The sequence below is a fragment of the Streptomyces sp. NPDC046727 genome (assembly GCF_040645635.1).
In the GTDB taxonomy this organism is placed as follows: Bacteria; Actinomycetota; Actinomycetes; order Streptomycetales; family Streptomycetaceae; genus Streptomyces.
Window position 1 is genome coordinate 19,538 of the sequence record NZ_JBEYYR010000030.1, and the last position, 23,940, is coordinate 43,477.

The following is a 23,940-nucleotide window of genomic DNA, read 5'->3' on the forward strand; positions in this document are numbered from 1 at the left end:
CCGCCGCCCGCCCGTCTGCCCGGGTTGCCTCGGCCCCGCCGCGTGGAGCGGCCCGTTCCCCGTGCCTGGCCGGCGGTCCGACGGCGAGCCGGACACCGTCTCGGAGTGATCGCCCGGCGCCGCCGCCCGCCCGTCTGCCCGGGTTGCCTCGGCCCCGCCGCGTGGAGCGGCCCGTTCCCCGTGCCTGGCCGGCGGTCCGACGGCGAGCCGGACACGGTCACGGAGTAACCGCCCGGCACCGCCTTTCGCCCGCCTGCCCGGGATGCCTCAGCCCCGCCCCGTGGAACGGCCGCTCCCCACCCCCGGCCGGCGGTCCGACGGAGAGCCGGACACCGTCTCGGAGTGATCGCCCGGCACCGCCGCCCGCCCGCCTGCCCGGGATGCCTCGGCCCCGCCGCGCGGAACGGCCCGCTCCCCCCACCCGGCCGGACGCCCCACGGCGAGCCGGATACGGTCGAGGAGTGACCGACCAGTTCCACCCCGACCACGCTGCCCACCCCCACCCAGCGCCCCCGGACCTCTTCACCTGGGAGTTCGCCGCTGATCCCTACCCCGCCTACGCCTGGTTGCGTGAGTACGCGCCGGTGCGGCGGACGCGGTTGCCGAGTGGGGTGGAGGCGTGGCTGGTCACCCGGTACGCCGATGCCCGGCAGGCACTGGCGGACCAGCGGCTGAGCAAGAACCCGGCGCATCACGACGAGCCCGCGCACGCCAAGGGCAAGACGGGCATCCCGGGCGAGCGCAAGGCCGAGCTGATGACGCATCTGCTGAACATCGACCCGCCGGACCACACCCGGCTCAGGAGGCTCGTCAGCAAGGCGTTCACGCCGCGCCGGGTCGCCGAGTTCGCCCCCCGTGTGCAGGAGCTGACCGACCACCTCATCGACCGGTTCGCGCAGACCGGTTCGGCCGACCTCATCCACGAGTTCGCCTTCCCGCTGCCCATCTACGCCATCTGCGACCTGCTCGGCGTCCCGCGCGAGGACCAGGACGACTTCCGGGACTGGGCGGGCATGATGATCCGGCACGGGGGAGGACCGAGGGGCGGGGTCGCCCGGTCCGTGAAGAAGATGCGCGGCTATCTCGCCGAGCTGATCCACCGCAAGCGGGAGGCGCTGCCCGCCGAGCCGACCCCGGGCGAGGACCTGATCTCCGGCCTCATCCGCGCCTCCGACCACGGCGAGCACCTCACCGAGAACGAGGCCGCCGCCATGGCCTTCATCCTCCTCTTCGCCGGCTTCGAGACGACCGTCAACCTCATCGGCAACGGCACCTACGCCCTGCTCACCCACCCCGAGCAGCGCCGCCGGCTGCAGGAGTCCCTGGCGCGCGGGGAACGGGACCTGCTGGAGACCGGGGTGGAGGAACTCCTGCGCTACGACGGCCCGGTGGAGCTGGCCACCTGGCGGTTCGCCACCGAGCCGCTCACCCTCGGCGGGCAGGACATCGCGCCCGGCGATCCGGTGCTCGTCGTACTCGCCGCGGCCGACCGGGACCCGGAGCGGTTCGCCGACCCGGACGTGCTGGACCTGGCCCGCCGCGACAACCAGCACCTCGGGTACGGCCACGGCATCCACTACTGCCTCGGCGCGCCGCTCGCCCGGCTGGAGGGCCAGACCGCGCTCGCCACCCTGCTCACCCGCCTGCCCGACCTGCGGCTCGCCGCCGATCCGGCCGACCTGAGGTGGCGTGGCGGACTCATCATGCGGGGCCTGCGCACCCTGCCGGTGGAGTTCACGCCCCTCCGGGCGGGCGCCGGCGGTCAGTAGTCCAGGCCCGCGAACCAGTCGCCCCGGCCGCCCGGCGTCAGGTCGAGGAGGTGCCAGACGGGATTGAGGAGGTCGATGCCGCGCTGGTCGATGTCCTCGGCCATGCGGGGGTGGGCGGAGTAGAAGTGGCGGACCGTACCGTCCGCGTCCCGGGTGAAGACGGAGACGGTGGAGTCCTGCGCACCGTCCTCGTCCTCGCTTCCCAGGTCGTACTTGAAGGTGCTGTCCCCGGCGCTCAGCAGCCGCAGCCGGGACCAGCCGCGATCGCGGGCGTGCTGCCGCAGGGTGGGAAGGTCGGCGGCCGCGACGACGACGAGGTCGGCGTTCTGGGCGACGTGGTGGGCGACGCCGTTGAAGCCGTCGATCCACAGGGTGCACATCGGACAGGGGTCGGTCTGCCGCTTGCCGTACATGAAGTGGTAGACGATCAAGGGCCGGCCGGGGCCGGTGAACAGCTCGCTCAACCTGACCTCGCGGACGGGCATGTCGCCCGCGTCGAGGTCGGCGGGGCCTTCGAGGAAGACGTAGTCGTCGACGTCGGGCCCGGGTGGAAGCGCCCTGCGCAGGGCCGCGACCTTCTCGCGGTGGCGCATGAGTTCGATCTCGGCGTCGCGGAGTTCCTCGCGTGCGGCGAGGTAGTCCGCGGACTCACCGGGCAGCCGGGTGTGCCGCGCCATCGTGTCCTCCTGGACGGGAAGCCCCCCGGGCGGTCATGTCCGGTCCATGGTCGCGGCCGCACCGTGCGCCGGGCGTGAGGCGCCGCCGTGCCCGACGGGTGACAAAGCGGGCAGGAGGGGAGGATCCGGTGCCACGCGGGAGGAGATGACAAACCTTCAACTCTGTGATCTTCACGTGATCTGCGCGGCATGAACTTGTGACAAGTGATCGTCTGCCGATACGTTCACCCATCAGCGCGGCGACCGGCCTCGTTCGCCGCGCCGGTCCTGCTGTCGCTCGAAAGGCTTCTGCATGCTCTCCGGGAACGGTCGACACCGTCGCCCCCGCCAGGCTCCGGCCCTCCTCGTCGCGGCTGGAGTGACCGGCTCCGCCATCGCCATCCCGCTCCTCGGCGCGGCGAGCGCCAACGCGGCGGACGGCACCACATGGGACAAGGTGGCCGAGTGCGAGAGCGGCGGCTCCTGGAGCGCGGACCCCGGCAACGGCTACTACGGCGGCCTGCAGATCTCGCAGGACGACTGGGACACGTACGGCGGCGGCCAGTACGCGACCAGCGCCGACCAGGCCAGCCGCCAGCAGCAGATCGCCGTCGCCGAGAAGATCCTCGCCGACAAGGGCACCACCCCCTGGGCCACCTGCGCCCTGCTGTCCGGTCTGACCTCGGACTCGGGCTCGGCGGACGTCGACACGGGCGTCGGCGGCTCCGACGACAAGGGGCCGGGCGACTCGTCCGGATCGGATGACACTTCCGGGAATTCCGGGAGTTCCGACAACTCCGACACCTCCGACTCGTCCGGTCTGCCGGATTCGTCTCCCTCCAAGGATGCGGACTCGGACGGCAACTCGGGCTCGGCCGACGACTCCTCCTCGCCCGCGGACGGCACGTCGCACGGGAAGCCGGGCAAGGGCAAGGCTGCCGACAAGGGCACCGGTTCCGCCGGCTCGACCGGGACCAACGCTCCCAAGTCCGACAAGTCCTCCTCGCCGGACACCGGAAGCTCGCAGGGCGCCGGCGGCACTCCCACGGTCACGCCGGACACCGGGGTCGCGGACAACCCCCAGCAGGCCGCCGGTTCTTGGAGCCTGGTGGACACCGGCGCGCTCGCCGGGGGCGGACGCCATCGGGGCGCGAGCGCGGAAGAAGGCGTGACGAACGGTCAGAGCGACGCGCCGTCCGGCCGCCACGCCTCCCGTGACCCGGGCACCTACACCGTCCGCGAGGGCGACTCCCTCGCCTCCATCGCCGACTCCCTTGACGTCGACGGCGGGTGGCACGCGCTGTACGCCGGGAACAAGAAGGCCATCGGGGCCGACCCGAACCGCATCAGTGCCGGTCAGACCCTGGAAGTCGGGGGCGAAACGGACGGCGACTAGGGGTAGTTGGCGCCCCACTTACCGCCCTAATGTCCGGTTTGGCGAAAGTGTGGGATGAGTCTCAGAAGCCCTGATCGTCTTTGAAATTCCGTCGATCGCGTGTCTACGGTCAAGGCCGCTCGTCACCGCGAGCCCCGGCACCGCAACGCCGAATCCTGCCAGCGGTTGCCCGGGAACAGTCGACGCGTCAAGCGCCGTAGGCAGGAGCGGGGGACCCAAGGTAAGTGCCGGGCCCAGCAGTTGAAGCTGGAACCGGCTTGGGGTGAAGCCGCGCCTCGCGCACAGCGAGAGGTGTGGCCGGGCAACTCAACCGGCCCGAACCCGACAGCTCACCTCGCAGGCGTCGGTGAGGGGATCGATCCATGCTGTTTTCCGGCAAGGGCAAGCACCGTCGTCCGTCCAAGGCCGTCCGCGCCGTCGCGCTGGCCGGTGTCACCGGCGCCGCCGTCGCCGCCCCGCTGATGGCGGCCGGCAACGCCTCCGCCGCCACCGCCTCCGAGTGGGACAAGGTCGCCCAGTGCGAGTCCGGCGGCAACTGGTCCATCAACACCGGCAACGGCTACTACGGCGGTCTGCAGTTCTCCGCCTCCACCTGGGCCGCGTACGGCGGCACCGCCTACGCCCCGCAGGCCAACCAGGCGAGCAAGGCGCAGCAGATAGCCGTCGCCGAGAAGGTCCTCGCCGCCCAGGGCAAGGGCGCCTGGCCGGTCTGCGGCACGGGCCTGTCCAGCACCCCCTACGGCGGCTCCGCCCCGAGCACCCCCTCGACCTCCGGCGGCACCACCACCTCGACCTCGGGCAGCACCACCACCCGCTCCGCCGACGAGCAGGCCGCCTCCCGCTCCGCCGAGCGCCCGGCCGCGAGCGCGAGCAAGAGCCAGACCGTCACCACCCCGACCGGCAAGAAGGTCAAGAAGGGCGACGGCGAGTACAAGGTCGCCGAGGGTGACACCCTCAGCACCATCGCCGAGAAGCACAAGGTCAAGGGCGGCTGGCAGAAGCTGTTCGAGCTGAACAAGGACATCGTCGAGGACGCCGACCTCATCTACCCGGGTCAGCAGCTGCACCTGAAGTGACATCCGGTTCCCAGCCGGAGTACAGGGCCCGCACATCTCCGCGGGCCCCACTCAAGGCCCCCGTGCGGGCCACCCCCGTCCCCACGGGCCCCCGCCCCGGTGCGTGTTCCCCCGTACGCACCGGGGCGGGGCTTTTTTGTGCCCGAGCTTCCCGGCCCCCTTTGTTTCGGGCAGAAACAAAAGGTACCGTCGGCTTGTCCACGGGGCGGTCGGTCGGTGGCCGACGCCCCTGGGACGGTTAGGCTCTAGTCGCAAGGCACAGCCGTAAGGCACAACGCCCCGCACTTCCAGCGTCACATCCAAGAAGGAGATGCTCGTGCCGTCCATCGACGTCGTCGTAGCCCGGGAAATCCTGGACTCCCGAGGCAACCCCACGGTCGAGGTCGAGGTCGGCCTCGACGACGGCAGCACGGGTCGTGCCGCCGTTCCGTCCGGCGCCTCGACCGGCGCCTTCGAGGCCATCGAGCTGCGCGACGGTGACCCGAACCGCTACCAGGGCAAGGGCGTCGAGAAGGCCGTCCTCGCCGTCATCGAGCAGATCGGCCCGGAGCTGGTCGGCTACGACGCCACCGAGCAGCGCCTGATCGACCAGGCCATGTTCGACCTGGACGCCACCGACAACAAGGGCTCCCTCGGCGCCAACGCCATCCTCGGCGTCTCGCTCGCCGTCGCCCACGCCGCCTCCGAGGCCAGCGACCTCCCCCTCTTCCGCTACCTGGGCGGCCCGAACGCGCACCTGCTGCCGGTGCCGATGATGAACATCCTGAACGGCGGCTCGCACGCCGACTCCAACGTGGACATCCAGGAGTTCATGATCGCCCCGATCGGCGCGGAGTCCTTCTCCGAGGCCCTGCGCTGGGGCACCGAGGTCTACCACACCCTGAAGAAGGTCCTGAAGAGCAAGGGCCTGTCCACCGGCCTCGGCGACGAGGGCGGCTTCGCCCCGAACCTCGGCTCCAACCGTGAGGCCCTCGACCTCATCCTGGAGGCCATCAAGGAGGCCGGCTACGCCCCCGGCCAGCAGATCGCCCTCGCGCTCGACGTCGCCGCCTCCGAGTTCTACAAGGACGGCAAGTACCTCTTCGAGGGCAAGGAGCGCTCCGCCGCCGAGATGACGGAGTACTACGAGGAGCTCGTCGCGGCCTACCCGCTCGTCTCCATCGAGGACCCGCTGTTCGAGGACGACTGGGCCGGCTGGAAGGTCATCACCGACCGCCTCGGCGACAAGGTCCAGCTGGTCGGCGACGACCTGTTCGTCACCAACCCGGAGCGCCTGGCCCGCGGCATCGAGGAGGGCACCGCCAACGCCCTGCTCGTGAAGGTGAACCAGATCGGCTCGCTGACCGAGACGCTGGACGCCGTCGAGCTGGCCCAGCGCAGCGGCTTCAAGTGCATGATGTCGCACCGCTCCGGCGAGACCGAGGACGTCACCATCGCCGACCTGGCCGTCGCCACCAACTGCGGCCAGATCAAGACCGGCGCCCCGGCCCGCTCCGAGCGCGTCGCCAAGTACAACCAGCTGCTGCGCATCGAGGAGATCCTCGACGACGCCGCGGTGTACGCCGGCCGCAGCGCCTTCCCCCGCTTCAAGGGCTGACAGCCGCACGGCTGACACCAGTAGGAAGCGTCGTACGTACGTCCCCGTACTCGGTCCCGTACCGTGTGCGGGGACGTACGCACGTGTGAGACGGGAGGCGGGAAGATGGCCGTGAGGGACCGGGACCGGTTCTCCACCGCGACCAGGCTCAGGCTGCTCGGCGAGCAGACCGCGGCACGCGTCTACCGCTCCCAGACCAAGCGTCAGGCCCGCCGCTCCCGGCTCACCGGCCGCGCCGCGCTGCTCGCGCTGGTGCTGTGCTCGCTGGTCGTCGCCCTCGCCTACCCGATGCGGCAGTACGTCTCCCAGCGCGCGGAGATCGCCGACCTCCAGCGGAAGCAGGAGGAGGCCCGCCGACGCGTCGAACAGCTGCGCGACCTGAAGGCGCGCTGGCAGGACGACGCCTACGCCGAACAGCAGATCCGGCGCCGGCTGCACTATGTGATGCCCGGTGAGACCGGGTACGTGGTCATCGACCCGGGCGCGGCCAAGCAGTCCCGCGCCGACCTCGGGGCCGCCCAGCGGCCCTGGTACGCGAACGTCTGGGACGGTGTCGACAAGTCCGACGCCTCCGACCAGTGAACCGACAGAAAGACAGCTGAAGACAGTCATGGAAACGCCTCCGCCGCCCACTCCGCGTACCGAGCCGACCGACGCGGACGTCGAGGCCTTCAAGCAGCAGCTCGGGCGTCCGCCGCGCGGGCTGAGGGCGATCGCGCACCGGTGCCCGTGCGGGCAGCCGGACGTCGTGGAGACGGCTCCACGACTGCCGGACGGCACGCCCTTCCCGACGACGTACTACCTGACGTGCCCGCGCGCCGCCTCGGCGATCGGCACGCTGGAGGCGAACGGCGTCATGAAGGAGATGACGGAGCGGCTGGGGACCGACCCGGAACTCGCCGCCGCCTACCGGGCCGCGCACGAGGACTACATCGCGCGCCGTGACGCCATCGAGGTCCTGGCGGGCTTCCCGAGCGCGGGCGGCATGCCCGACCGGGTGAAGTGCCTGCACGTGCTGGTGGCCCACTCGCTGGTCGCGGGCCCGGGGGTGAACCCGCTCGGCGACGAGGCCATCGCGATGCTGCCGGAGTGGTGGCGCAAGGGCCCGTGCGTGCAGCCGCTCGCCGCACCCGACCCGGCGGACGAGCATCCGGGCGAGGACGGCGTGGTCGCGGACCCCGCGGAGGCCCGCAGCGGCGCCTACCGGCCCCTGGCCGCCGAGGGGTTCACCCGGGTCGCCGCCGTCGACTGCGGTACGAACTCCATCCGGCTGCTCGTCGCCGACGTCAACCCGGCCACCGGTGAGCTGCTGGAGCTGGACCGGCGCATGACGATCGTGCGGCTCGGCCAGGACGTGGACCGCACCGGCCGGCTGGCCCCCGAGGCGCTGGAGCGGACCTTCGCGGCCTGCCGCGAGTACGCGGACGTCATCCGCGAACTGGGCGCTACGAAGGTGCGGTTCGTCGCCACCTCCGCCTCCCGCGACGCCGAGAACCGCGACGACTTCGTGCGGGGCGTCCTCGGCATCCTCGGTGTCGAGCCCGAGGTCATCACCGGCGACCAGGAGGCCGAGTTCTCCTTCACCGGCGCCACCAAGGAGCTCAAGGGCCGCGAGGACCTCGCCAAGCCCTACCTGGTGGTGGACATCGGCGGCGGCTCCACCGAGTTCGTCGTCGGCGACGACCATGTGCGCGCCGCACGCTCGGTGGACGTCGGCTGTGTGCGGATGACCGAGCGGCACCTGCTGCGCGACGGCAAGGTGACCGACCCGCCCACCGAGGAGCAGATCGCCGCCATGAGGGCGGACATCGAGGCCGCCCTGGACCTCGCCGAGGAGAGCGTCCCGCTGCGCGAGGCGCGCACCCTGGTGGGCCTGGCCGGGTCCGTCACCACCGTGTCCGCGATCGCCCAGGAACTGCCCGAGTACGACTCCGCGCGCATCCACCACTCCCGGATCTCCCGGGACCGGGTGCGGGAGATCACCGAGTGGCTGCTGCGCTCCACGCACGCCGAGCGCGCCGCGATCGGGTCCATGCACCCGGGCCGGGTCGACGTCATCGGCGCGGGCGCCCTGGTCCTGCTGGCCGTCATGGAGCGGACCGGCGCCGAGGAGGTCGTCGTCAGCGAGCACGACATCCTCGACGGCATCGCGTGGTCGGTGGCGTAGCTCTCTTTTGTTACTCACTGGTAGCCATCTGCTGAGCAGGTTGGATACCGTTTGAGCGGCGCCCGGGGCCCCCTTGAGGGGCCCTCGGTCATGTCGGTGCGGAAAACTTCGTGAAGTTCTTCACAAGGAATTCCCTCCCGTCGGGCCCCGGAAGGGGGCCCATTGGCCCTTGCGGGGCGTCAAGAGCCGTTTGAACATGTTCAGATGGAGGGCGCGGAAGGGGCCCGGAAGGGGTTGTTCCGAGGGTGTCGCCACACCCTCACGGTCACCCCGGCGACCCGGAGAGGCAGCTCACGCGGCATTGACAACGGGGCGAACCGCCCCGCGGTTCCCCCCGGCCCGCATGACCTGTGTCACGCGGGCCGCGGAGTTTAACACAGGCCCTGTCGGAGCTTGTGAAGGGGCGCACGAGCGACCCCCGGATGGCGGGTGGATACTCGATGGCATGAGCACCACGGAGCGTCCCAGGATCCTCGTAGTAGGCGGTGGGTACGTAGGCCTGTACGCAGCTCGGCGCATCCTCAAGAAGATGCGCTACGGCGAGGCGACCGTCACGGTCGTCGACCCCCGGTCGTACATGACCTACCAGCCCTTCCTCCCCGAAGCCGCCGCCGGCAGCATCTCCCCTCGCCACGTCGTCGTCCCGCTGCGACGCGTGCTGCCGAAGGCGGAGGTCCTCACCGGTCGGGTCACCACCATCGACCAGGACCGCAAGGTCGCCACGATCGCCCCGCTGGTGGGCGAGGCGTACGAGCTGCCCTTCGACTACCTCGTCATCGCGATGGGCGCGGTCTCCCGCACCTTCCCGATCCCCGGCCTCGCCGAGCAGGGCATCGGCATGAAGGGCATCGAGGAGTCCATCGGCCTGCGCAACCACGTCCTGGAGCAGCTGGACAAGGCCGACTCCACGACCGACGAGGAGATCCGCCGCAAGGCGCTCACCTTCGTCTTCATCGGCGGTGGCTTCGCGGGCGCGGAGACCATCGGCGAGGTCGAGGACATGGCCCGGGACGCGGCCAAGTACTACAAGAACGTCTCCCGCGAGGACATGCGCTTCGTCCTCGTCGACGCCGCCGACAAGATCCTCCCCGAGGTCGGCCCCAAGCTCGGCCAGTACGGCAAGGAGCACCTGGAGAGCCGGGGCGTGGAGATCTACCTCTCCACCTCGATGGACTCCTGCGTCGACGGCCACGTGGTGCTGAAGAACGGCCTCGAGGTCGACTCCAACACCATCGTGTGGACGGCCGGCGTCAAGCCGAACCCGGCCCTCGCCCGCTTCGGCCTGCCCCTCGGCCCGCGCGGCCACGTCGACTGCGAGCCCACGCTCCAGGTCAAGGGCACGGACTACATCTGGGCCGCCGGTGACAACGCCCAGGTCCCCGACCTCGTCGGCCGCAAGGCGGGCAACGAGAACGCCTGGTGCCCGCCGAACGCCCAGCACGCGCTGCGCCAGGCCCGCGTCCTCGGCGACAACGTGATCTCCGGTATGCGGGGCTTCCCGCAGAAGGAGTACGAGCACGCCAACAAGGGTGCGGTCGCCGGTCTCGGCCTGCACAAGGGCGTGGCGATGATCGTCATGGGCAAGATGAAGATCAAGCTCAAGGGCCGCCTCGCCTGGTACATGCACCGCGGCTACCACGGCATGGCGATGCCGACCTGGAACCGCAAGATCCGCGTCTTCGCCGACTGGACCCTCGGCATGTTCCTCAAGCGCGAGGTCGTCTCCCTCGGCGCCATGGAGAACCCGCGCGAGGAGTTCTACGAGGCGGCCAAGCCGGCGCCGGTCGCCGCCGCGAAGACCGAGGAGAAGGCCAAGGCCTCCTGACCTCTGGTCACGGCTGACCGAAAGACCTCCCGCCATCCGTGGTGCGGGAGGTCTTTCGGCGTTCCCGGGCCGCCGTCTCCATGGTGCGTACACCTGTTTTGCCCAGTCGTAACTCCTTTGCGGGACTGCGCGGAGGCACTCTCGGTGTTTACGTGGTAACCGGCATCCGGGATCGTCCTCTTGGAGGTGTGCGCCATGGCCGACGCCGCGCAGCGGCTGAGGAGTGTTGCCGAACAGGTGCTGGGAGCCCCGCTCCCGGTACGGCTGAAGGCCTGGGACGGATCGCAGGCCGGGCCACCGGACGCGCCGGCGCTCGTCGTGCGCAACCGACGGGCCCTGCGTCACATGCTGTTCAAACCGGGCGAGCTGGGCCTCGCCCGCGCCTGGGTCGCCGGCGACCTGGACGTCGAGGGCGACCTGTACACCACGCTCGACGTGATGGCGGGCCTCGTCTGGGAGCGCGGGGAGGACGACCGCACCCTCCTCCAGGCCCTGCGCGACCCCGCCGTCCGGGCCGCCGTCCGCGACCTGCTGAAACTGGCCGGCCCGCCGTTCCCGCCGGCCCCGCCGCGCGAGGAGGCCCGCAGACCGCGCCGGCGTCTGCACACCCGCCACACCGACAAGCGGGCCATCAGCCACCACTACGACGTCGGCAACGACTTCTACGAGATCGTCCTCGGCCCCTCCATGGTGTACTCCTGCGCCTACTGGGAGGACGGCGGGACCCTGGAGTCCGCCCAGCGGGACAAGCTCGAACTGATCTGCGCCAAGCTGGGCCTGAGGGAGGGCCGGCGGCTCCTGGACGTCGGCTGCGGCTGGGGCTCCATGGCCATCCACGCGGCCCGCGAGCACGGCGTGAGCGTCGTCGGCGTCACCCTGTCGCAGGAGCAGGCGGTGTACGCCCGCAAGCGCATCGCCGACGAGGGACTGACCGACAAGGTGGAGATCAGGGTCCAGGACTACCGGGACGTCACGGACGGCCCCTTCGACGCGATCTCCTCCATCGGCATGGCCGAACACGTCGGCGCCGAACAGTACCTGGAGTACGCCCGCCAGCTGTTCGCCCTGCTCAAGCCCGGCGGCCGGCTGCTCAACCACCAGATCGCCCGCCGCCCGCAGTGCGACGAGTCGGCGTACGAGGTCGACGCGTTCATCGACGCCTACGTCTTCCCGGACGGCGAACTCGCTCCGATCGGCACCACCGTCACCCAGCTGGAGCGGGCCGGCTTCGAGGTCCGGGACGTGGAGTCGATCCGCGAGCACTACGCCCGCACCCTGCGCCGCTGGGTGGTCAACCTGGAGGCCGACTGGGACCGCGCGGTCCGGCTCACCAGCCCCGGCCGCGCCCGCGTCTGGCTGCTGTACATGGCCGCCTCCGCGCTCGCCTTCGAACGCAACCGCATCGGCGTCAACCAGGTCCTGGCGGTCCGCACCCCCGAGTCCGGCGCCGCGGGGCTCCCGCCGCGGCCCCGCACCTGGCACGGCTGACAGGCCGTAGGACGGCGGTACGACAGGAGGGGCCCCGCAGCCGCGGGGCCCCTCCTGCGTGCCGTACGGCTACGGCTACTCGGCCTTGATGGCCGTCAGCATGTTCAGCCGGGCCGCGCGGCGGGCCGGCCACAGGGCGGCCAGGACGCCGACCACGCCCGCCAGCAGCAGGAAGACCGTCATCCGGCCCCACGGCAGCACCAGTTCGTACGTCGGCATCTTCGTGCCCAGCAGCTCACCGGCCGCCCAGCCGAAGAACACGCCCAGGCCGATGCCGAGCACCCCGCCGAACAGGGAGATCACCAGCGACTCCAGACGGACCATCCGCTTGACCGCCCTGCGGTCCAGACCGATCGCGCGGAGCATGCCGATCTCCTGGGAGCGCTCGAAGACCGACATGGCCAGGGTGTTGATGACCCCGAGGACCGCGACGATCACCGCCATGCCGAGCAGGCCGTAGAGCATGTTCAGCATCAGCGTGAACATCTTCGCGATCTCGTCGGAGATGTCCTGCTTGTCCTGGACCTTGATCGCCGGGTTGTCGCCGAGGACCTTCTCCAGCCCGTCCTTGGCCGCGTCGGAGGTGCCGTCCGCGGTCTTGACCATGACCTGCATGTCGGCCGGATCGGCCAGGTGCGGGGTGAGGACCTTGTTGTCGAGGATGATGCCGTTGAGCATGTCGTTGCCCTCGTACACCCCCGCGACCGTCAGCCGCCGGGCCTTGCCGTCCTCGAAGTGCGCGGTGAACTCCGAACCGGCCTTCCAGCCGAAGTCCTTGGCCCGGTCCTCGTCCACGACGACCCGCGTGCCGCCCACGGAGAAGGAGCCGTCGGTCACCTTCAGGTCCGTCAGCTTGCCGATGGCCGCGCCGTTGACGCCGGTCAGGTACTCCGTCCGGCCGTCGATGCGGGACTCCCCGTTGCGCATCGGGCTGCTCGCGGTGACACCGTCGGCGCCGGCGAGCTTCCGCTCCACATCGGGGGAGAGCGGGCCCCGGTTGGCCATCGAGACGACGTAGTCGGCGCGGATCGCCGAGCTGGCCATCTTGTCGATGGACGTCTGCAGGCTGCCCGCCATCACCGTCATGCCGGTGATCAGGGTCAGGCCGATCATCAGCGCGGAGGCGGTGGCCGCGGTACGGCGCGGGTTGCGCACCGAGTTCTGGCGGGCCAGCTTGCCCGACACCCCGAAGGCGCGCAGCACCGGCGACGCGGCGGCGATCAGCGGGCGGGACAGCAGCGGGGTCAGGATGAACACGCCGATGATCAGCAGAACCGCGCCGATCCCCATCGCACCCTGGCCGGAGTCGGTGTCCATCGTCGTGGCCGCGAGGACCGCCGTGACGCCGGCCGCCGAGAACAGCGCGCCCAGCGTGTTGCGCAGCACCAGCGACTTGGTGGTCGCCTTGGCGTGCACGCTGCTCATCGCCGCCACCGGCGGGATCTTCGCGGCCCGGCGGCCGGGCAGCCAGGCGGCCAGCATGGTGATGAGGATGCCGACCGCGAGGGCGGCCACCACGGTGCCGGGACTGATCACCAGCGGCCCGTCGGGCACGCTCCCGCCGAAGGAGCCCAGCAGGCCGCGCAGGCCCGCGCCGATGCCGATGCCGGCGGCCAGACCGGCCACACCGGCGACCGCGCCGACCGCGAACGCCTCGAAGAGCACCGAGCGGGTGACCTGGCGGCGGGAGGCGCCGACCGCGCGCATCAGGGCCAGCTCCCGGGTGCGCTGGGCGACCAGCATGGTGAAGGTGTTGGCGATGATGAACGTGCCGACGAACAGGGCGATGCCGGCGAACACCAGCAGGGCCTGCTTCAGGCCGCTCATCGACGAGGAGATCATCTGCGCCTGGTCGTCGGCGAGCTGCTTGCCGGTGGTGGTCTCCACGGACGCGGCGGGCAGGGCCTTGTCCAGCGCGGACTTGAGCGCCGACTGGCTGGTGCCGGCCGCGGCCCGCACGTCGATCTCGTCGTACGTGCCCTTCTTGCCGAACAGGGCCTGCGCGGTCGGCGTGTCGAACAGCGTGAGGCTGCCGCCCGCGGCCACGTTGCCGTCGTCGGTGGTGAAGACGCCGCTGACGGTCGGGGTGAGGACCGGGCCGTCGACGGAGAGGCGCACGGTGTCGCCGACCTCGAAGCCGGCGCGCTTCGCGGTCGCGGAGTCGATCAGCACCTCGTCCTTGCCGCGCGGGGCGTGGCCGCTGACGAGCGGGTAGCGGGGGTCCTCGGTGCCCCAGTAGTTGCCGCCGGCGGACTGCCAGTCGCCGCCGACGAGCTTGCCGTCCTTGTCGGCGACGGCGGTGAAGCCGGTGACGACCCCGGTGGCGGAGGCCGCCCCGGGGACCTTGGCGGCCTTGTCGAGCAGGGCCTCGGTCAGCTCGGGCGTCCTGCCGACCTTGTCGCCCTTCGAGTCCTGGTACTTGGGCCGTACGGCGACGTCGACCCGGTCGAAGCCCTTGGCGGAACTCTTCTGGTAGGCGTCGGAGATGGTGTTGGTGAAGACCAGCGTCCCGGAGACGAACGCGACGCCGAGCATGACGGCGAGCACGGTCATCAGGAGCCGGGCCTTGTGCGCGAGAACGTTGCGCAGGGCGGTGCGGAACATCAGCTGGTACGGCCCTTCGCGTCGAACTGCTTCATCAGGTCGAGGACCGAGTCGGCGGTGGGGCCGTACATCTCGTCGACGATCCGCCCGTCGGCCAGGAAGACGACGCGGTCGGCGTAGGCGGCCGCGACCGGGTCGTGCGTGACCATGACGACGGTCTGGCCCAGCTCGCGCACCGAGTTGCGCAGGAAGCCGAGCACCTCGGCGCCGGAGCGGGAGTCCAGGTTTCCGGTCGGCTCGTCACCGAAGATGATCTCCGGCTTGGAGGCGAGGGCCCGGGCGACGGCGACACGCTGCTGCTGACCGCCGGACAGCTGGGAGGGCCGGTGGCTGAGCCGCCCGGACAGCCCGACCATCTGGATGACCTGATCCAGCCATCCCTTGTCCGCCTTGCGGCCCGCGATGTCCATCGGGAGGGTGATGTTCTCCAGGGCGGTCAGCGTCGGCAGCAGGTTGAACGCCTGGAAGATGAAGCCGATCTTGTCCCGGCGCAACTTGGTGAGCTGCTTGTCCTTCAGCGACCCCAGCTCGGTGTCGCCGATCCTGACGGACCCCGAGGAGAAGGTGTCCAGACCGGCCACGCAGTGCATCAGCGTGGACTTGCCGGAACCGGACGGCCCCATGATCGCGGTGAACTCGGCCTGCCGGAAGTCGACGGAGACCCGGTCCAGGGCGACCACCCGGGTCTCACCCTGCCCGTAGATCTTCGACAGCTCTGTGGCGCGCGCGGCCACGGCCGTGGTCCGGCCGGCGGTGGGTGTGGTGGTCACGGGACGGTGCTCCTGTCGGGACGACGTGTGTTCCTGGGGACCGGTCCATCGTCTCGGCGCGAGGCGCGCGTGTAGTCAGTCGCTGCTCCCGTTCCGGGGGGCGACTCGGGTCGGACGGAAGGCCGCCGTGTCATACCTGGGGAGGACGGCCGACCCCGAGAAAGGGAGGACACCCGGCCGGTCTGTCAAGAACAGGTGGAACGCCCTCGTTCGGACGGTGAAATTCCGTCATTTCGTGTGCGCGCGTACACCCGTCACGTCAGGCTATTGGCAAGTGCGGATGGCGCGTTCCGTAGGCTGATGCACCCTCAGACGTCAATAAAATAAGACAACATCGGTCCACCCTTCCGCTGTTCGGGGGATGGGTCCCGATAGGCTCGGAACCTCGATGCGGAGCCCATGGCCTGCCCGGATGGTGGAATGCAGACACGGCGAGCTTAAACCTCGCTGCCCCTTCGCGGGCGTGCCGGTTCAAGTCCGGCTCCGGGCACCTTCCGCGCCTGAACTCACCCTGGAACCGCCGCGCGACCGTTGACAGCGGGACGCGTGCGGCCGGAGACTCACGCCCATGGGACGGTGAAGGAAACTTCACCAGGCGAACGCCAGGCCGGAGAAGGCGTGGCGGAGAAGGAGACGGTCGATGCGTACCACCGTCGGGATCATCGGAGCGGGGCCGGCCGGGCTGCTCCTCGCGCGGCTGCTGCATCGCGCCGGTGTCGAGTCCGTCGTCCTGGAGAGTCGCGACCGCGCCTATGTCGAGCGCCGGCAGCGCGCCGGGATCCTGGAGCAGGGCACCGTCGACGTGCTGCGCGCCGCCGGGGCCGGGGAGCGGATGGACCGGGAGGGGCTGCGGCACGACGGGATCGAGCTGCGCTTCGGCCGCCGCCGGCACCGTGTGGACTTCCCCGCGCTCACCGGCGGGCGGTCCGTGACCGTCTACGCCCAGACGGAGGTCTGCAAGGACCTCATCGCGCTCCAGCTGAAGGAGGGCGGGCCGCTGCTGTTCGAGGCCGAGGCGCTGGCGGTGGAGGGGGCGGACGGCGACCGGGTGCGGATCCCCTTCCGGCACCAGGGGCGCGAGGGGGTGCTGGAGTGCGACTACGCCGTCGGCTGCGACGGCTTCCGGGGCGTGGCCCGCGGGGCCGTACCGGCCGGGGTCTCGCGGGTGTTCGAGCGGTCGTACCCCTACGCCTGGCTCGGCATCCTCGCCGACGTCGCGCCCTCGCACGACGAACTCGTCTACGCCCGCCACGAACGCGGCTTCGCGCTGCTGTCCATGAGGTCCCCGTCCGTCTCCCGGCTCTACCTCCAGGTGCCCGCCGGCACGGAGGCCGGGCGGTGGAGCGACGAGGAGATCTGGGACGAGCTGGAGCGCCGCTTCGAGACGGACGACGGCTGGCGGCTGGAGCGCGGGCCCGTCACCCAGAAGTCGGTCACCCCCATGCGCTCCTTCGTGCACGAGCCGATGCGGCACGGCCGGCTCCTCCTCGCCGGCGATGCCGCCCACATCGTGCCGCCGACCGGCGCCAAGGGCCTGAACCTCGCCGTCGGTGACGTCGTCACCCTCGCCCGGGCCCTCGTCCACGAGCGGGAGACCGGCTCCCCCGACCTCCTCGACGCCTACTCCGCGACCTGCCTGCGCCGGATCTGGCAGGCCGAGCGGTTCTCCTCCGACATGACGACCCTGCTGCACCGCGCCCCGGACGCCACCGCCTTCGACGACCGCCTCCAACTGGCCCGGCTGGAGCGGATCGCCTCCTCCCGCGCGGCCGAGACCGATCTGGCCGAGGCGTACACAGGGTTTCCGCTCGGTTAGCCGTGTGTCCATGGCCGGGAATCAGCCGCCCGCGTAGCGTGTTGCGCACCACGGCAGGGGAAAGATCCTCCTCAGGTATCATGGTCGGTCCTTTGCCAATCCATTACTCTTGAGCCAAGGCTGCGCTCGGCAGCCATGGAGGAGTGAAATGAGGAGCAGCAACCCGGTCTTCTCGCGACGGGGGTTCAGCCGCGACAACGGCTACGCCGGCTTCAACACCGCACCGCAGGCCGGGTACGCACAGGGCAACCCCTACGCGCAGAACCCGTACGCGCAGAACCCGTACGCGCAGGCGGACGTCCAGTACGGCGCCCCGCCGCAGGCCCCGGCCACCACCGACCGGATGACCATGGACGACGTCGTCGTCCGCTCGGCCATCACGCTCGGCACCGTCGCCGTCGGCGCCGTCCTCGCCTGGGCGCTGCTGCCGGTCTCGGGCACCAGCTACGGCCTGGCCGTCGGCGCCGCGCTCATCGCGTTCGTCCTGGCGATGGTCCAGAGCTTCAAGCGCACCCCGTCGCCCGCGCTGATTCTCGGGTACGCCGCCTTCGAGGGCGTCTTCCTCGGCGTCTTCAGCGAGATGTACAACAGCCGCTGGAGCGGCGCCCCCTTCCAGGCGGTGCTCGGCACCATGGCGGTCTCCGGCGCGACCCTGCTGATCTACAAGGCCGGCTGGATCCGCGTCACCGCCCGCTACGCCCGCATCGGCCTCGCCATCGCGATGGCCTTCCTGGTGGTCATGGCGGTCAACCTGCTGCTCGTCGTCTTCGGCGTCGCCGACGACGGCGGACTGCGCAGCTTCGGCCCGCTCGGCGCGCTCGTCGGCATCATCGCCATCGTGCTCGGCGCGTTCTTCCTGACCCTCGACTTCAAGCAGATCGAGGACGGCATCGCCTACGGCGCGCCGCGCAGCGAGTCCTGGCTCGCCGCGTTCGGCCTCACCATGACCCTGGTGTGGATCTACGTGGAGATGCTGCGGCTGGTGGCGATCTTCAGCAGCAACGACTAGCGCGTCCGCCGGTCGTGCACAGGGCCCCGGGCAATCCGCCCGGGGCCCTTCGGCGTTCAGAGCAGCTTGCGGGCCGCCCTCCTCAGGTCGTACTCGTGCACGATCGCCTTGGCGTGGCCGTACGCCAGGTCGTACTCGTGCCGAAGCCAGCTGACCTTCTCCTCGAAGCGGAACAGTGCGGGGCCTTCTTCGACGGTGCGCAGCCAGTCGGAGACTTCACGACCGGTGCAGTGCGGGATGCGGGCGAGCAGATTGCGGTGGGTCTCCTCGGAGAAGACGTGGGACATCGGCGCCTCCGAACGCAAAGGGGATGTAAGCCGGTCCTTCACGTCACCGTGCCTGAGCGTTCGCGTATTGGCAACAGTGCGGCGCGTTACGCTCGGCGCGTGGTTGATACGACGCCCTTGACCCAAGCAGTGGATCATTTCGCCGACAGGTTGCGCGCGGCGCCGCAGAGCCGGCTCCAGCGGGGCGCTGCCGCGGAGGCGCTGGCGCTCGCCCGGGAGTTGGCCCGGCGCGCCCAGGCTGTCGAGGAGCCGGGGGCCGAACCCCGGGAGATGCCGGACGCGGGAATGTTCGCGGCGGCCGACCAGATCCTGGTGGCCGCGCATGACTTGGCCCTCGTACTGAAGAGCGACGACGAGGTCGCCGAAGCGGTGCGGGTGGTCGAGGAGGCGCGGGGGAGGGCGGGGGTCTGACGCGAAGCACCGTCAGAGGGACGCGATGACCCTGTCCGCCAGGATGTAGACCATGTCCTCGCCGCACGCGAACGTCAGGGTGTAGGCGCCGGAGATGCCCGAGCCGCCCAGGAGGTACGGGGTCTCGCCCGACTCCAGGGCTGCCGCCAGGCGCTCCGCCGTCTCGCGGTGCCCCGGGGTCATGCACAGGGTGGTGCCGTCGGCGAAGACGTAGACGTCGAGCGTGCCCAGCGGGCCGGGGCGGACATCGGAGAGTTCGACGCGCTCGGCGGCCAGCTGCTCCAGGGCGGTGACCGTGCGCTCGTGGTCGTTCACGGCAGGCGACTGCACCGGCACGAAGTCGGGGTGCGAGGGGTGCCGGCGGCGGGCCGCGGCCAGCTCCGGGGACTCCGCCGGGGCTCCTCCCTGGACGAAGTCCTTCGGGGAGAACTCGTCGGCCTCGACGGCCGGCTCGGCCACCGGCTCCAGCGGCTCCAGGCCCACGAAGTCCGCCTGCCGGGGCATGAACAGGTCGGCCTCCGGCAGCCCGAACAGCGGCGCGTCGGAGGCGTCACGGGCCTCCTGCGCCGCCCAGAAGGCGCGCGCCTCGGCCAGCTCGCGCTCCCGCTCCTCGGCGAGCGCCTCGGCCACCGCCGCGCGTATCTCCCCGGCGTCCGCGGTGGTGCGGGCGTGCGGCAGCAGGGCGCGCGTCGCCGCCGCCTGGTCCTCGGCCAGCCGGCGCTGCAGCTCGGTGAGCTGGCGGCGCAGCTTCAGGACGGTGCGCAGGACGGCGACGCCCACGGCGCCGGTGGCAGCCGTGGTGAGCAGCAGGGCGATCGGCATGGCGCTCACTGACATACTCCCGGTTCAAAGTCGACCCCCGACTTCCTACATCAGCTTGAAGGGCGGACTATCCAGCTGTCAGTGCGTAACGTCACGAAACGGGCAGGACTTTGGTCTTGCTATGTGGTCGTACGCCGTGCTGACCCGCCCTGACCTGCATCGATGTGCCAGGTGGGCGAGATAGGTCACATCCTGGGGGAGATTGGATCACGGAAAGACCCGGAACCTTGGTGTTCCCTCGGGTCCGGGCCCTGCTGCGACATACCGTGCGTGGCTCGCTACGGACGGTGGGTCAGCTGAGGCGCTCGATCACCATCGCCATGCCCTGGCCGCCGCCGACGCACATCGTCTCCAGGCCGAACTGCTTGTCGTGCCACTGCAGCGAGTTGATGAGCGTGCCGGTGATCCGGGCGCCCGTCATGCCGAAGGGGTGGCCGACGGCGATGGCGCCGCCGTTGACGTTCAGCTTGTCGATGTCGATGCCGAGGTCCCGGTAGGAGGGGATCACCTGGGCGGCGAAGGCCTCGTTGATCTCGACCAGGTCGATGTCGTCGATGGTCAGGCCGGCGCGGCGCAGCGCCTGCTTGCTCGCCTCGACCGGGCCGAGGCCCATGATCTCCGGGGAGAGGCCGGAGACGCCGGTGGACACGATCCGGGCGAGCGGGGTCAGGTCCAGCTCACGGGCCTTGGTGTCGCTCATGATGACGAGGGCGGCGGCGCCGTCGTTGAGCGGGCAGCAGTTGCCGGCGGTGACCAGTCCGTCCGGGCGGAAGACCGGCTTGAGGCCCGCCACGCCCTCCAGGGTGACGCCGGCGCGCGGGCCGTCGTCCTTGCTGACGACCGTGCCGTCCGGGAGGGTCACCGGGGTGATCTCGCGCTCCCAGAAGCCGTTCTTGATGGCCTCTTCGGCGAGGTTCTGCGAGCGGACGCCGAACTCGTCCATCTCCTGGCGGGTGACGCCCTTCCAGCGGGCGAGGTTCTCGGCGGTCTGGCCCATCGCGATGTACGCGTCGGGGACCAGACCGTCCTCACGCGGGTCGTGCCACGTGGTGCCCTCCTGCTGGGCGACGGCGGCGGTGCGGGCCTCGGCCTCGGCGAAGAGGGGGTTGTGCGTGTCCGGGAGACCGTCGGAGCTGCCCTTGGCGAAACGGGAGACCGTCTCGACACCGGCCGATATGAAGACGTCGCCCTCGCCGGCCTTGATGGCGTGCAGGGCCATGCGGGAGGTCTGGAGGGAGGAGGAGCAGTAGCGGGTGACCGTGCAGCCCGGCAGGTGGTCCATGCCCATCTGCACGGCGACGATCCGGCCGAGGTTGTGGCCCTGCTCGCCGCCGGGGAGGCCGCAGCCGAGCATCAGGTCGTCGATGTCCCGGGGGTCCAGCTCGGGGATCTTGGCGAGCGCCGCCTGGATGATGGTCGCGGTCAGGTCGTCGGGGCGCAGGTCCTTGAGGGAACCCTTGCCGGCGCGTCCGATGGGGGAGCGGGCGGTCGAGACGATGACGGCTTCGGGCATCACGGCTCCAGTGAACAGGGATTGGGCAGGGCCGGTTGGGAAGTTACCCGTACGTATGGGCCGGGTCACCGGTGTTGCCGTGTGACACTGACCGCAATTGTCTAAGCGCTTGCTTGGTCAAGAGCCTCCGTTTCGCGGGCAAACGGGGTCAGAGCGACGGAGTCGCCGGTTCCGCCTCGGGTACCCGCCGACGACGCCGGCGCTTCAGCAGCGCCCACGGTCCCCGCGGACCCGTCGGCATCGCCGCCGTCACCTCCGTGCCCGCCTCCGACGCGGCCTCGGCCGCCGCCCGGGCAACGGGCAGGAAGCCCTCGCGGCGGGACACGTCCGGCCGTTCCTCCTCCGCCGGCCACAGCCCCAGCGCCGCGCACACCGTGGGCAGCACCGCCATCGCCGCCGTGGCGTACCCCTCCGCCGACGGGTGGTAGTTGTCCGGGCCGAACAGCTCCCGCGGGTTCGCCTCGAACTCGGGGCCGAGCAGGTCGCCCAGCGACACCGTGCGCCCGCCCTGCTCCACCACCCCGATCGTCTGGGCCGCCGCCAGCTGCCGCGACGCCCGCCGGGCCAGCCACCGCAGCGGCTGCTGCACCGGCTCGATCGTGCCGAGGTCGGGACAGGTGCCGACCACCACCTCGGCGCCGGCCGTGCGCAGCCGCCGTACCGCCGCGGACAGGTGCCGCACCGAGCGGGTCGGCGGCATCCGGTGGGTCACGTCGTTCGCGCCGATGATGATCACGCAGATGTCGGGGACGGGAAGCGGACAGGAGAGCACCAGCGCCACCTGGCGGTCCAGGTCGTCGGACTGGGCGCCGGGCTGCGCCACGTTCCGCAGCTCCACCGGCCGCTCGGCCACCGCCGCAAGGCCGGACGCCAGCAGCGCCCCCGGGGTCTGGCCCGACCGGTGCACGCCCTGCCCCGCGGCCGTGGAGTCACCGAGCATGGTCAGGCGGAGGGGAGGCTCGCCGGGGATGTCGTACGCGTGGCCGTACACGCCGTCGGCCACCGGCACCCGCCCGCCGCTGCCGTTGCCCACATGCCGCCGCGCCAGCCGTACCTCCGCCAGCACCAGACCGACGACCGCCGCGCCGACCAGACCGGCCCCGCCCCCGCCGTACGCCGCCCCGGCCGCGATGCGCCGGGCCACCCTCGCCCTCGACATGCTCGTCATGCGTCGCCGCCACCTCCTTGTAGCCGTACACCCACTCCTTGCCCCGTACAGGCCGTGCGCCAATCTCAACGGGGAGTGAACGGCCGCGCTCGCCACATCGCTGGCCTTAGGCTGGCGACACCACTGAAAACACTTCTTTTGCAGCGACCGGAGACAACGGTGCAATATCACGACTCGATGATCAGCCTCGTCGGCAACACCCCGCTGGTGCGGCTCAACAACGTGACCAAGGGCATCCAGGCGACGGTCCTGGCCAAGGTGGAGTACTTCAACCCCGGCGGCTCCGTGAAGGACCGCATCGCCCTGCGCATGATCGAGGCCGCCGAGCAGAGCGGGGAGCTGAAGCCGGGCGGCACGATCGTCGAGCCGACCAGTGGGAACACCGGTGTGGGTCTCGCCATCGTGGCCCAGCAGAAGGGCTACAAGTGCATCTTCGTGTGCCCCGACAAGGTGAGCACCGACAAGATCAACGTGCTGCGCGCGTACGGCGCCGAGGTCGTCGTCTGCCCGACCGCCGTGGCCCCGGAGCACCCGGACTCCTACTACAACGTCTCCGACCGGCTCGTCCGTGAGACGCCCGGCGCGTGGAAGCCCGACCAGTACTCCAACCCCAACAACCCGCTCTCGCACTATCACTCGACCGGCCCCGAGCTGTGGGAGCAGACCGAGGGGAAGATCACCCACTTCGTGGCGGGCGTCGGCACCGGCGGCACCATCTCCGGCACCGGCCGCTACCTGAAGGAGGCCAGCCAGGGGAAGGTCAAGGTCGTCGGCGCCGACCCCGAGGGCTCGGTGTACTCCGGCGGCTCCGGCCGGCCGTACCTGGTCGAGGGTGTCGGTGAGGACTTCTGGCCCACCGCCTACGACCGCACCGTCGCGGACGAGATCGTCGCCGTCTCCGACAAGGACTCCTTCCAGATGACCCGCCGGCTGGCCAAGGAGGAGGGCCTGCTGGTGGGCGGCTCCTGCGGCATGGCCGTCGTGGCCGCGCTGGAGGTCGCCGAGCGGCTCGGCCCGGACGACGTCGTGGTCGTCCTGCTGCCGGACAGCGGCCGGGGCTACCTCAGCAAGATCTTCAACGACGAGTGGATCGGTCAACATGGGTTCAGCGAGGACACCTCGACCGGCCAGACGGTCGGGGCAGTTCTGACGCAGAAGGTCAGCGCGGAGGGAGGCATCCCGAGCTTTGTGCACATGCACCCCACGGAGACCGTAGGGGAGGCGATCAGCGTGCTTCGAGAGTTCGGAGTGTCTCAGATGCCTGTGGTGGCCCCGGGAGCGGGACACCCCGACGTGATGGCGGGAGAGGTGATCGGCGCTGTGGAAGAGCGGGAACTGCTTCACGCCCTGATCACCGATCACGCCCCCTCTGACGCTCCGCTGGAGAAGTACATGTCGGAGCCCCTGCCCGTCGTTGGATCCGGCGAACCTGTGGAACGGCTGATGACTGCCCTTGAGGGCCGCGATGCCGCAGTGGTCCTGGTCGACGGCAAGCCCGCCGGCATCGTCACCCGTCAAGACCTCCTGGCCTTCCTCGCGAATCCGGCAACGTGAGACCACACAGGA

The 23,940-nt window shown here is 70.8% G+C and carries 19 protein-coding genes, 1 tRNA gene, 1 pseudogene and 1 riboswitch; of the genes and pseudogenes, 14 read left to right on the forward strand and 7 right to left on the reverse strand.

Annotation, left to right across the window (positions count from 1 at the left end):
• The first annotated feature begins 461 nt into the window (after nucleotides 1-461).
• Complete coding sequence (locus ABZ937_RS30155; protein ID WP_361696485.1) at nucleotides 462-1,769, forward strand: cytochrome P450; 1,308 nt, start codon at nucleotides 462-464, stop codon at nucleotides 1,767-1,769.
• Here the strand turns inward: ABZ937_RS30155 and ABZ937_RS30160 are convergent.
• A complete protein-coding gene (locus ABZ937_RS30160) occupies nucleotides 1,763-2,446 on the reverse strand; it encodes a DUF899 family protein (protein WP_361696486.1) in 684 nt (227 codons plus the stop codon). The genes ABZ937_RS30155 and ABZ937_RS30160 overlap by 7 nt on opposite strands.
• A gap of 292 nt (nucleotides 2,447-2,738) precedes the next feature.
• Between ABZ937_RS30160 and ABZ937_RS30165 the strand changes: the two genes are divergently transcribed.
• The 8 genes and pseudogenes from ABZ937_RS30165 to ABZ937_RS30200 all read left to right on the forward strand — a co-directional run bounded on the left by ABZ937_RS30165 (nucleotide 2,739) and on the right by ABZ937_RS30200 (nucleotide 11,974).
• Nucleotides 2,739-3,821, forward strand: coding sequence for a transglycosylase family protein (locus ABZ937_RS30165; protein ID WP_361696487.1), 1,083 nt, complete (start codon nucleotides 2,739-2,741; stop codon nucleotides 3,819-3,821).
• A 182-nt stretch (nucleotides 3,822-4,003) separates the two neighbouring features.
• Nucleotides 4,004-4,179, forward strand: a riboswitch (cyclic di-AMP (ydaO/yuaA leader).
• A gap of 4 nt (nucleotides 4,180-4,183) precedes the next feature.
• Nucleotides 4,184-4,897 (forward strand): transglycosylase family protein, encoded by a 714-nt coding sequence (locus ABZ937_RS30170; RefSeq protein WP_361696488.1) that lies wholly within the window; start codon nucleotides 4,184-4,186, stop codon nucleotides 4,895-4,897.
• A 310-nt stretch (nucleotides 4,898-5,207) separates the two neighbouring features.
• Nucleotides 5,208-6,494 carry a phosphopyruvate hydratase gene (gene eno, locus ABZ937_RS30175; protein ID WP_225822594.1) on the forward strand — a complete coding sequence of 429 codons (1,287 nt, stop codon included), beginning with the start codon at nucleotides 5,208-5,210 and terminating at the stop codon, nucleotides 6,492-6,494.
• Nucleotides 6,495-6,599: 105 nt separating this feature from the next.
• Nucleotides 6,600-7,076, forward strand: coding sequence for a septum formation initiator family protein (locus tag ABZ937_RS30180; RefSeq protein WP_361696489.1), 477 nt, complete (start codon nucleotides 6,600-6,602; stop codon nucleotides 7,074-7,076).
• A gap of 28 nt (nucleotides 7,077-7,104) precedes the next feature.
• Nucleotides 7,105-7,554, forward strand: a pseudogene (locus tag ABZ937_RS30185) (DUF501 domain-containing protein); the annotation flags it as partial.
• A 150-nt stretch (nucleotides 7,555-7,704) separates the two neighbouring features.
• A complete protein-coding gene (locus ABZ937_RS30190; RefSeq protein WP_361696566.1) occupies nucleotides 7,705-8,661 on the forward strand; it encodes a Ppx/GppA phosphatase family protein in 957 nt (318 codons plus the stop codon).
• Between the two features lie 445 nt (nucleotides 8,662-9,106).
• On the forward strand, nucleotides 9,107-10,486 hold the full coding sequence (locus ABZ937_RS30195; RefSeq protein ID WP_361696490.1) for an NAD(P)/FAD-dependent oxidoreductase: 1,380 nt from the start codon (nucleotides 9,107-9,109) through the stop codon (nucleotides 10,484-10,486).
• A gap of 195 nt (nucleotides 10,487-10,681) precedes the next feature.
• On the forward strand, nucleotides 10,682-11,974 hold the full coding sequence (locus ABZ937_RS30200; protein ID WP_361696491.1) for a cyclopropane-fatty-acyl-phospholipid synthase family protein: 1,293 nt from the start codon (nucleotides 10,682-10,684) through the stop codon (nucleotides 11,972-11,974).
• Between the two features lie 75 nt (nucleotides 11,975-12,049).
• Here the strand turns inward: ABZ937_RS30200 and ABZ937_RS30205 are convergent, their stop codons facing one another.
• Together ABZ937_RS30205 and ABZ937_RS30210 are read right to left on the reverse strand one after the other, a co-directional pair.
• Nucleotides 12,050-14,578 (reverse strand): FtsX-like permease family protein, encoded by a 2,529-nt coding sequence (locus ABZ937_RS30205; RefSeq protein WP_361696492.1) that lies wholly within the window; start codon nucleotides 14,576-14,578, stop codon nucleotides 12,050-12,052.
• Nucleotides 14,578-15,348 carry an ABC transporter ATP-binding protein gene (locus ABZ937_RS30210; RefSeq protein ID WP_361696493.1) on the reverse strand — a complete coding sequence of 257 codons (771 nt, stop codon included), beginning with the start codon at nucleotides 15,346-15,348 and terminating at the stop codon, nucleotides 14,578-14,580. Before ABZ937_RS30210 ends, ABZ937_RS30205 begins: the two co-directional genes overlap by 1 nt.
• 406 nt (nucleotides 15,349-15,754) lie before the next feature.
• On the opposite strand from ABZ937_RS30210, the gene ABZ937_RS30215 reads away from it, so the two are divergent.
• The 3 genes from ABZ937_RS30215 (at nucleotide 15,755) to ABZ937_RS30225 (ending at nucleotide 18,173) form a co-directional block, all read left to right on the forward strand.
• Nucleotides 15,755-15,838: transfer RNA gene (locus ABZ937_RS30215), tRNA-Leu, on the forward strand.
• 150 nt (nucleotides 15,839-15,988) lie between these two features.
• Entirely contained in the window at nucleotides 15,989-17,164 is a 1,176-nt protein-coding gene (locus tag ABZ937_RS30220) for a 4-hydroxybenzoate 3-monooxygenase (protein ID WP_361696494.1), read from the forward strand.
• 148 nt (nucleotides 17,165-17,312) lie between these two features.
• Entirely contained in the window at nucleotides 17,313-18,173 is an 861-nt protein-coding gene (locus ABZ937_RS30225) for a Bax inhibitor-1/YccA family protein (RefSeq protein WP_361696495.1), read from the forward strand.
• A gap of 56 nt (nucleotides 18,174-18,229) precedes the next feature.
• Here ABZ937_RS30225 and ABZ937_RS30230 read toward each other — a convergent pair whose 3' ends face one another.
• Complete coding sequence (locus ABZ937_RS30230) at nucleotides 18,230-18,460, reverse strand: DUF4287 domain-containing protein (RefSeq protein WP_030653267.1); 231 nt, start codon at nucleotides 18,458-18,460, stop codon at nucleotides 18,230-18,232.
• A gap of 129 nt (nucleotides 18,461-18,589) precedes the next feature.
• Between ABZ937_RS30230 and ABZ937_RS30235 the strand changes: the two genes are divergently transcribed.
• Complete coding sequence (locus ABZ937_RS30235; protein WP_361696567.1) at nucleotides 18,590-18,871, forward strand: hypothetical protein; 282 nt, start codon at nucleotides 18,590-18,592, stop codon at nucleotides 18,869-18,871.
• A 12-nt stretch (nucleotides 18,872-18,883) separates the two neighbouring features.
• Here ABZ937_RS30235 and ABZ937_RS30240 read toward each other — a convergent pair whose 3' ends face one another.
• From ABZ937_RS30240 to ABZ937_RS30250, 3 genes are all read right to left on the reverse strand, one after another.
• The gene (locus ABZ937_RS30240) at nucleotides 18,884-19,693 is read right to left on the reverse strand and encodes a hypothetical protein (RefSeq protein WP_361696568.1); all 810 of its coding nucleotides are present in this window, start codon (nucleotides 19,691-19,693) and stop codon (nucleotides 18,884-18,886) included.
• Between the two features lie 292 nt (nucleotides 19,694-19,985).
• On the reverse strand, nucleotides 19,986-21,206 hold the full coding sequence (locus tag ABZ937_RS30245; protein ID WP_361696496.1) for an acetyl-CoA C-acetyltransferase: 1,221 nt from the start codon (nucleotides 21,204-21,206) through the stop codon (nucleotides 19,986-19,988).
• A gap of 148 nt (nucleotides 21,207-21,354) precedes the next feature.
• Entirely contained in the window at nucleotides 21,355-22,374 is a 1,020-nt protein-coding gene (locus ABZ937_RS30250; protein ID WP_361696497.1) for an SGNH/GDSL hydrolase family protein, read from the reverse strand.
• A gap of 159 nt (nucleotides 22,375-22,533) precedes the next feature.
• On the opposite strand from ABZ937_RS30250, the gene ABZ937_RS30255 reads away from it, so the two are divergent.
• The gene (locus ABZ937_RS30255; protein WP_361696498.1) at nucleotides 22,534-23,928 is read left to right on the forward strand and encodes a cystathionine beta-synthase; all 1,395 of its coding nucleotides are present in this window, start codon (nucleotides 22,534-22,536) and stop codon (nucleotides 23,926-23,928) included.
• Nucleotides 23,929-23,940: the final 12 nt, after the last annotated feature.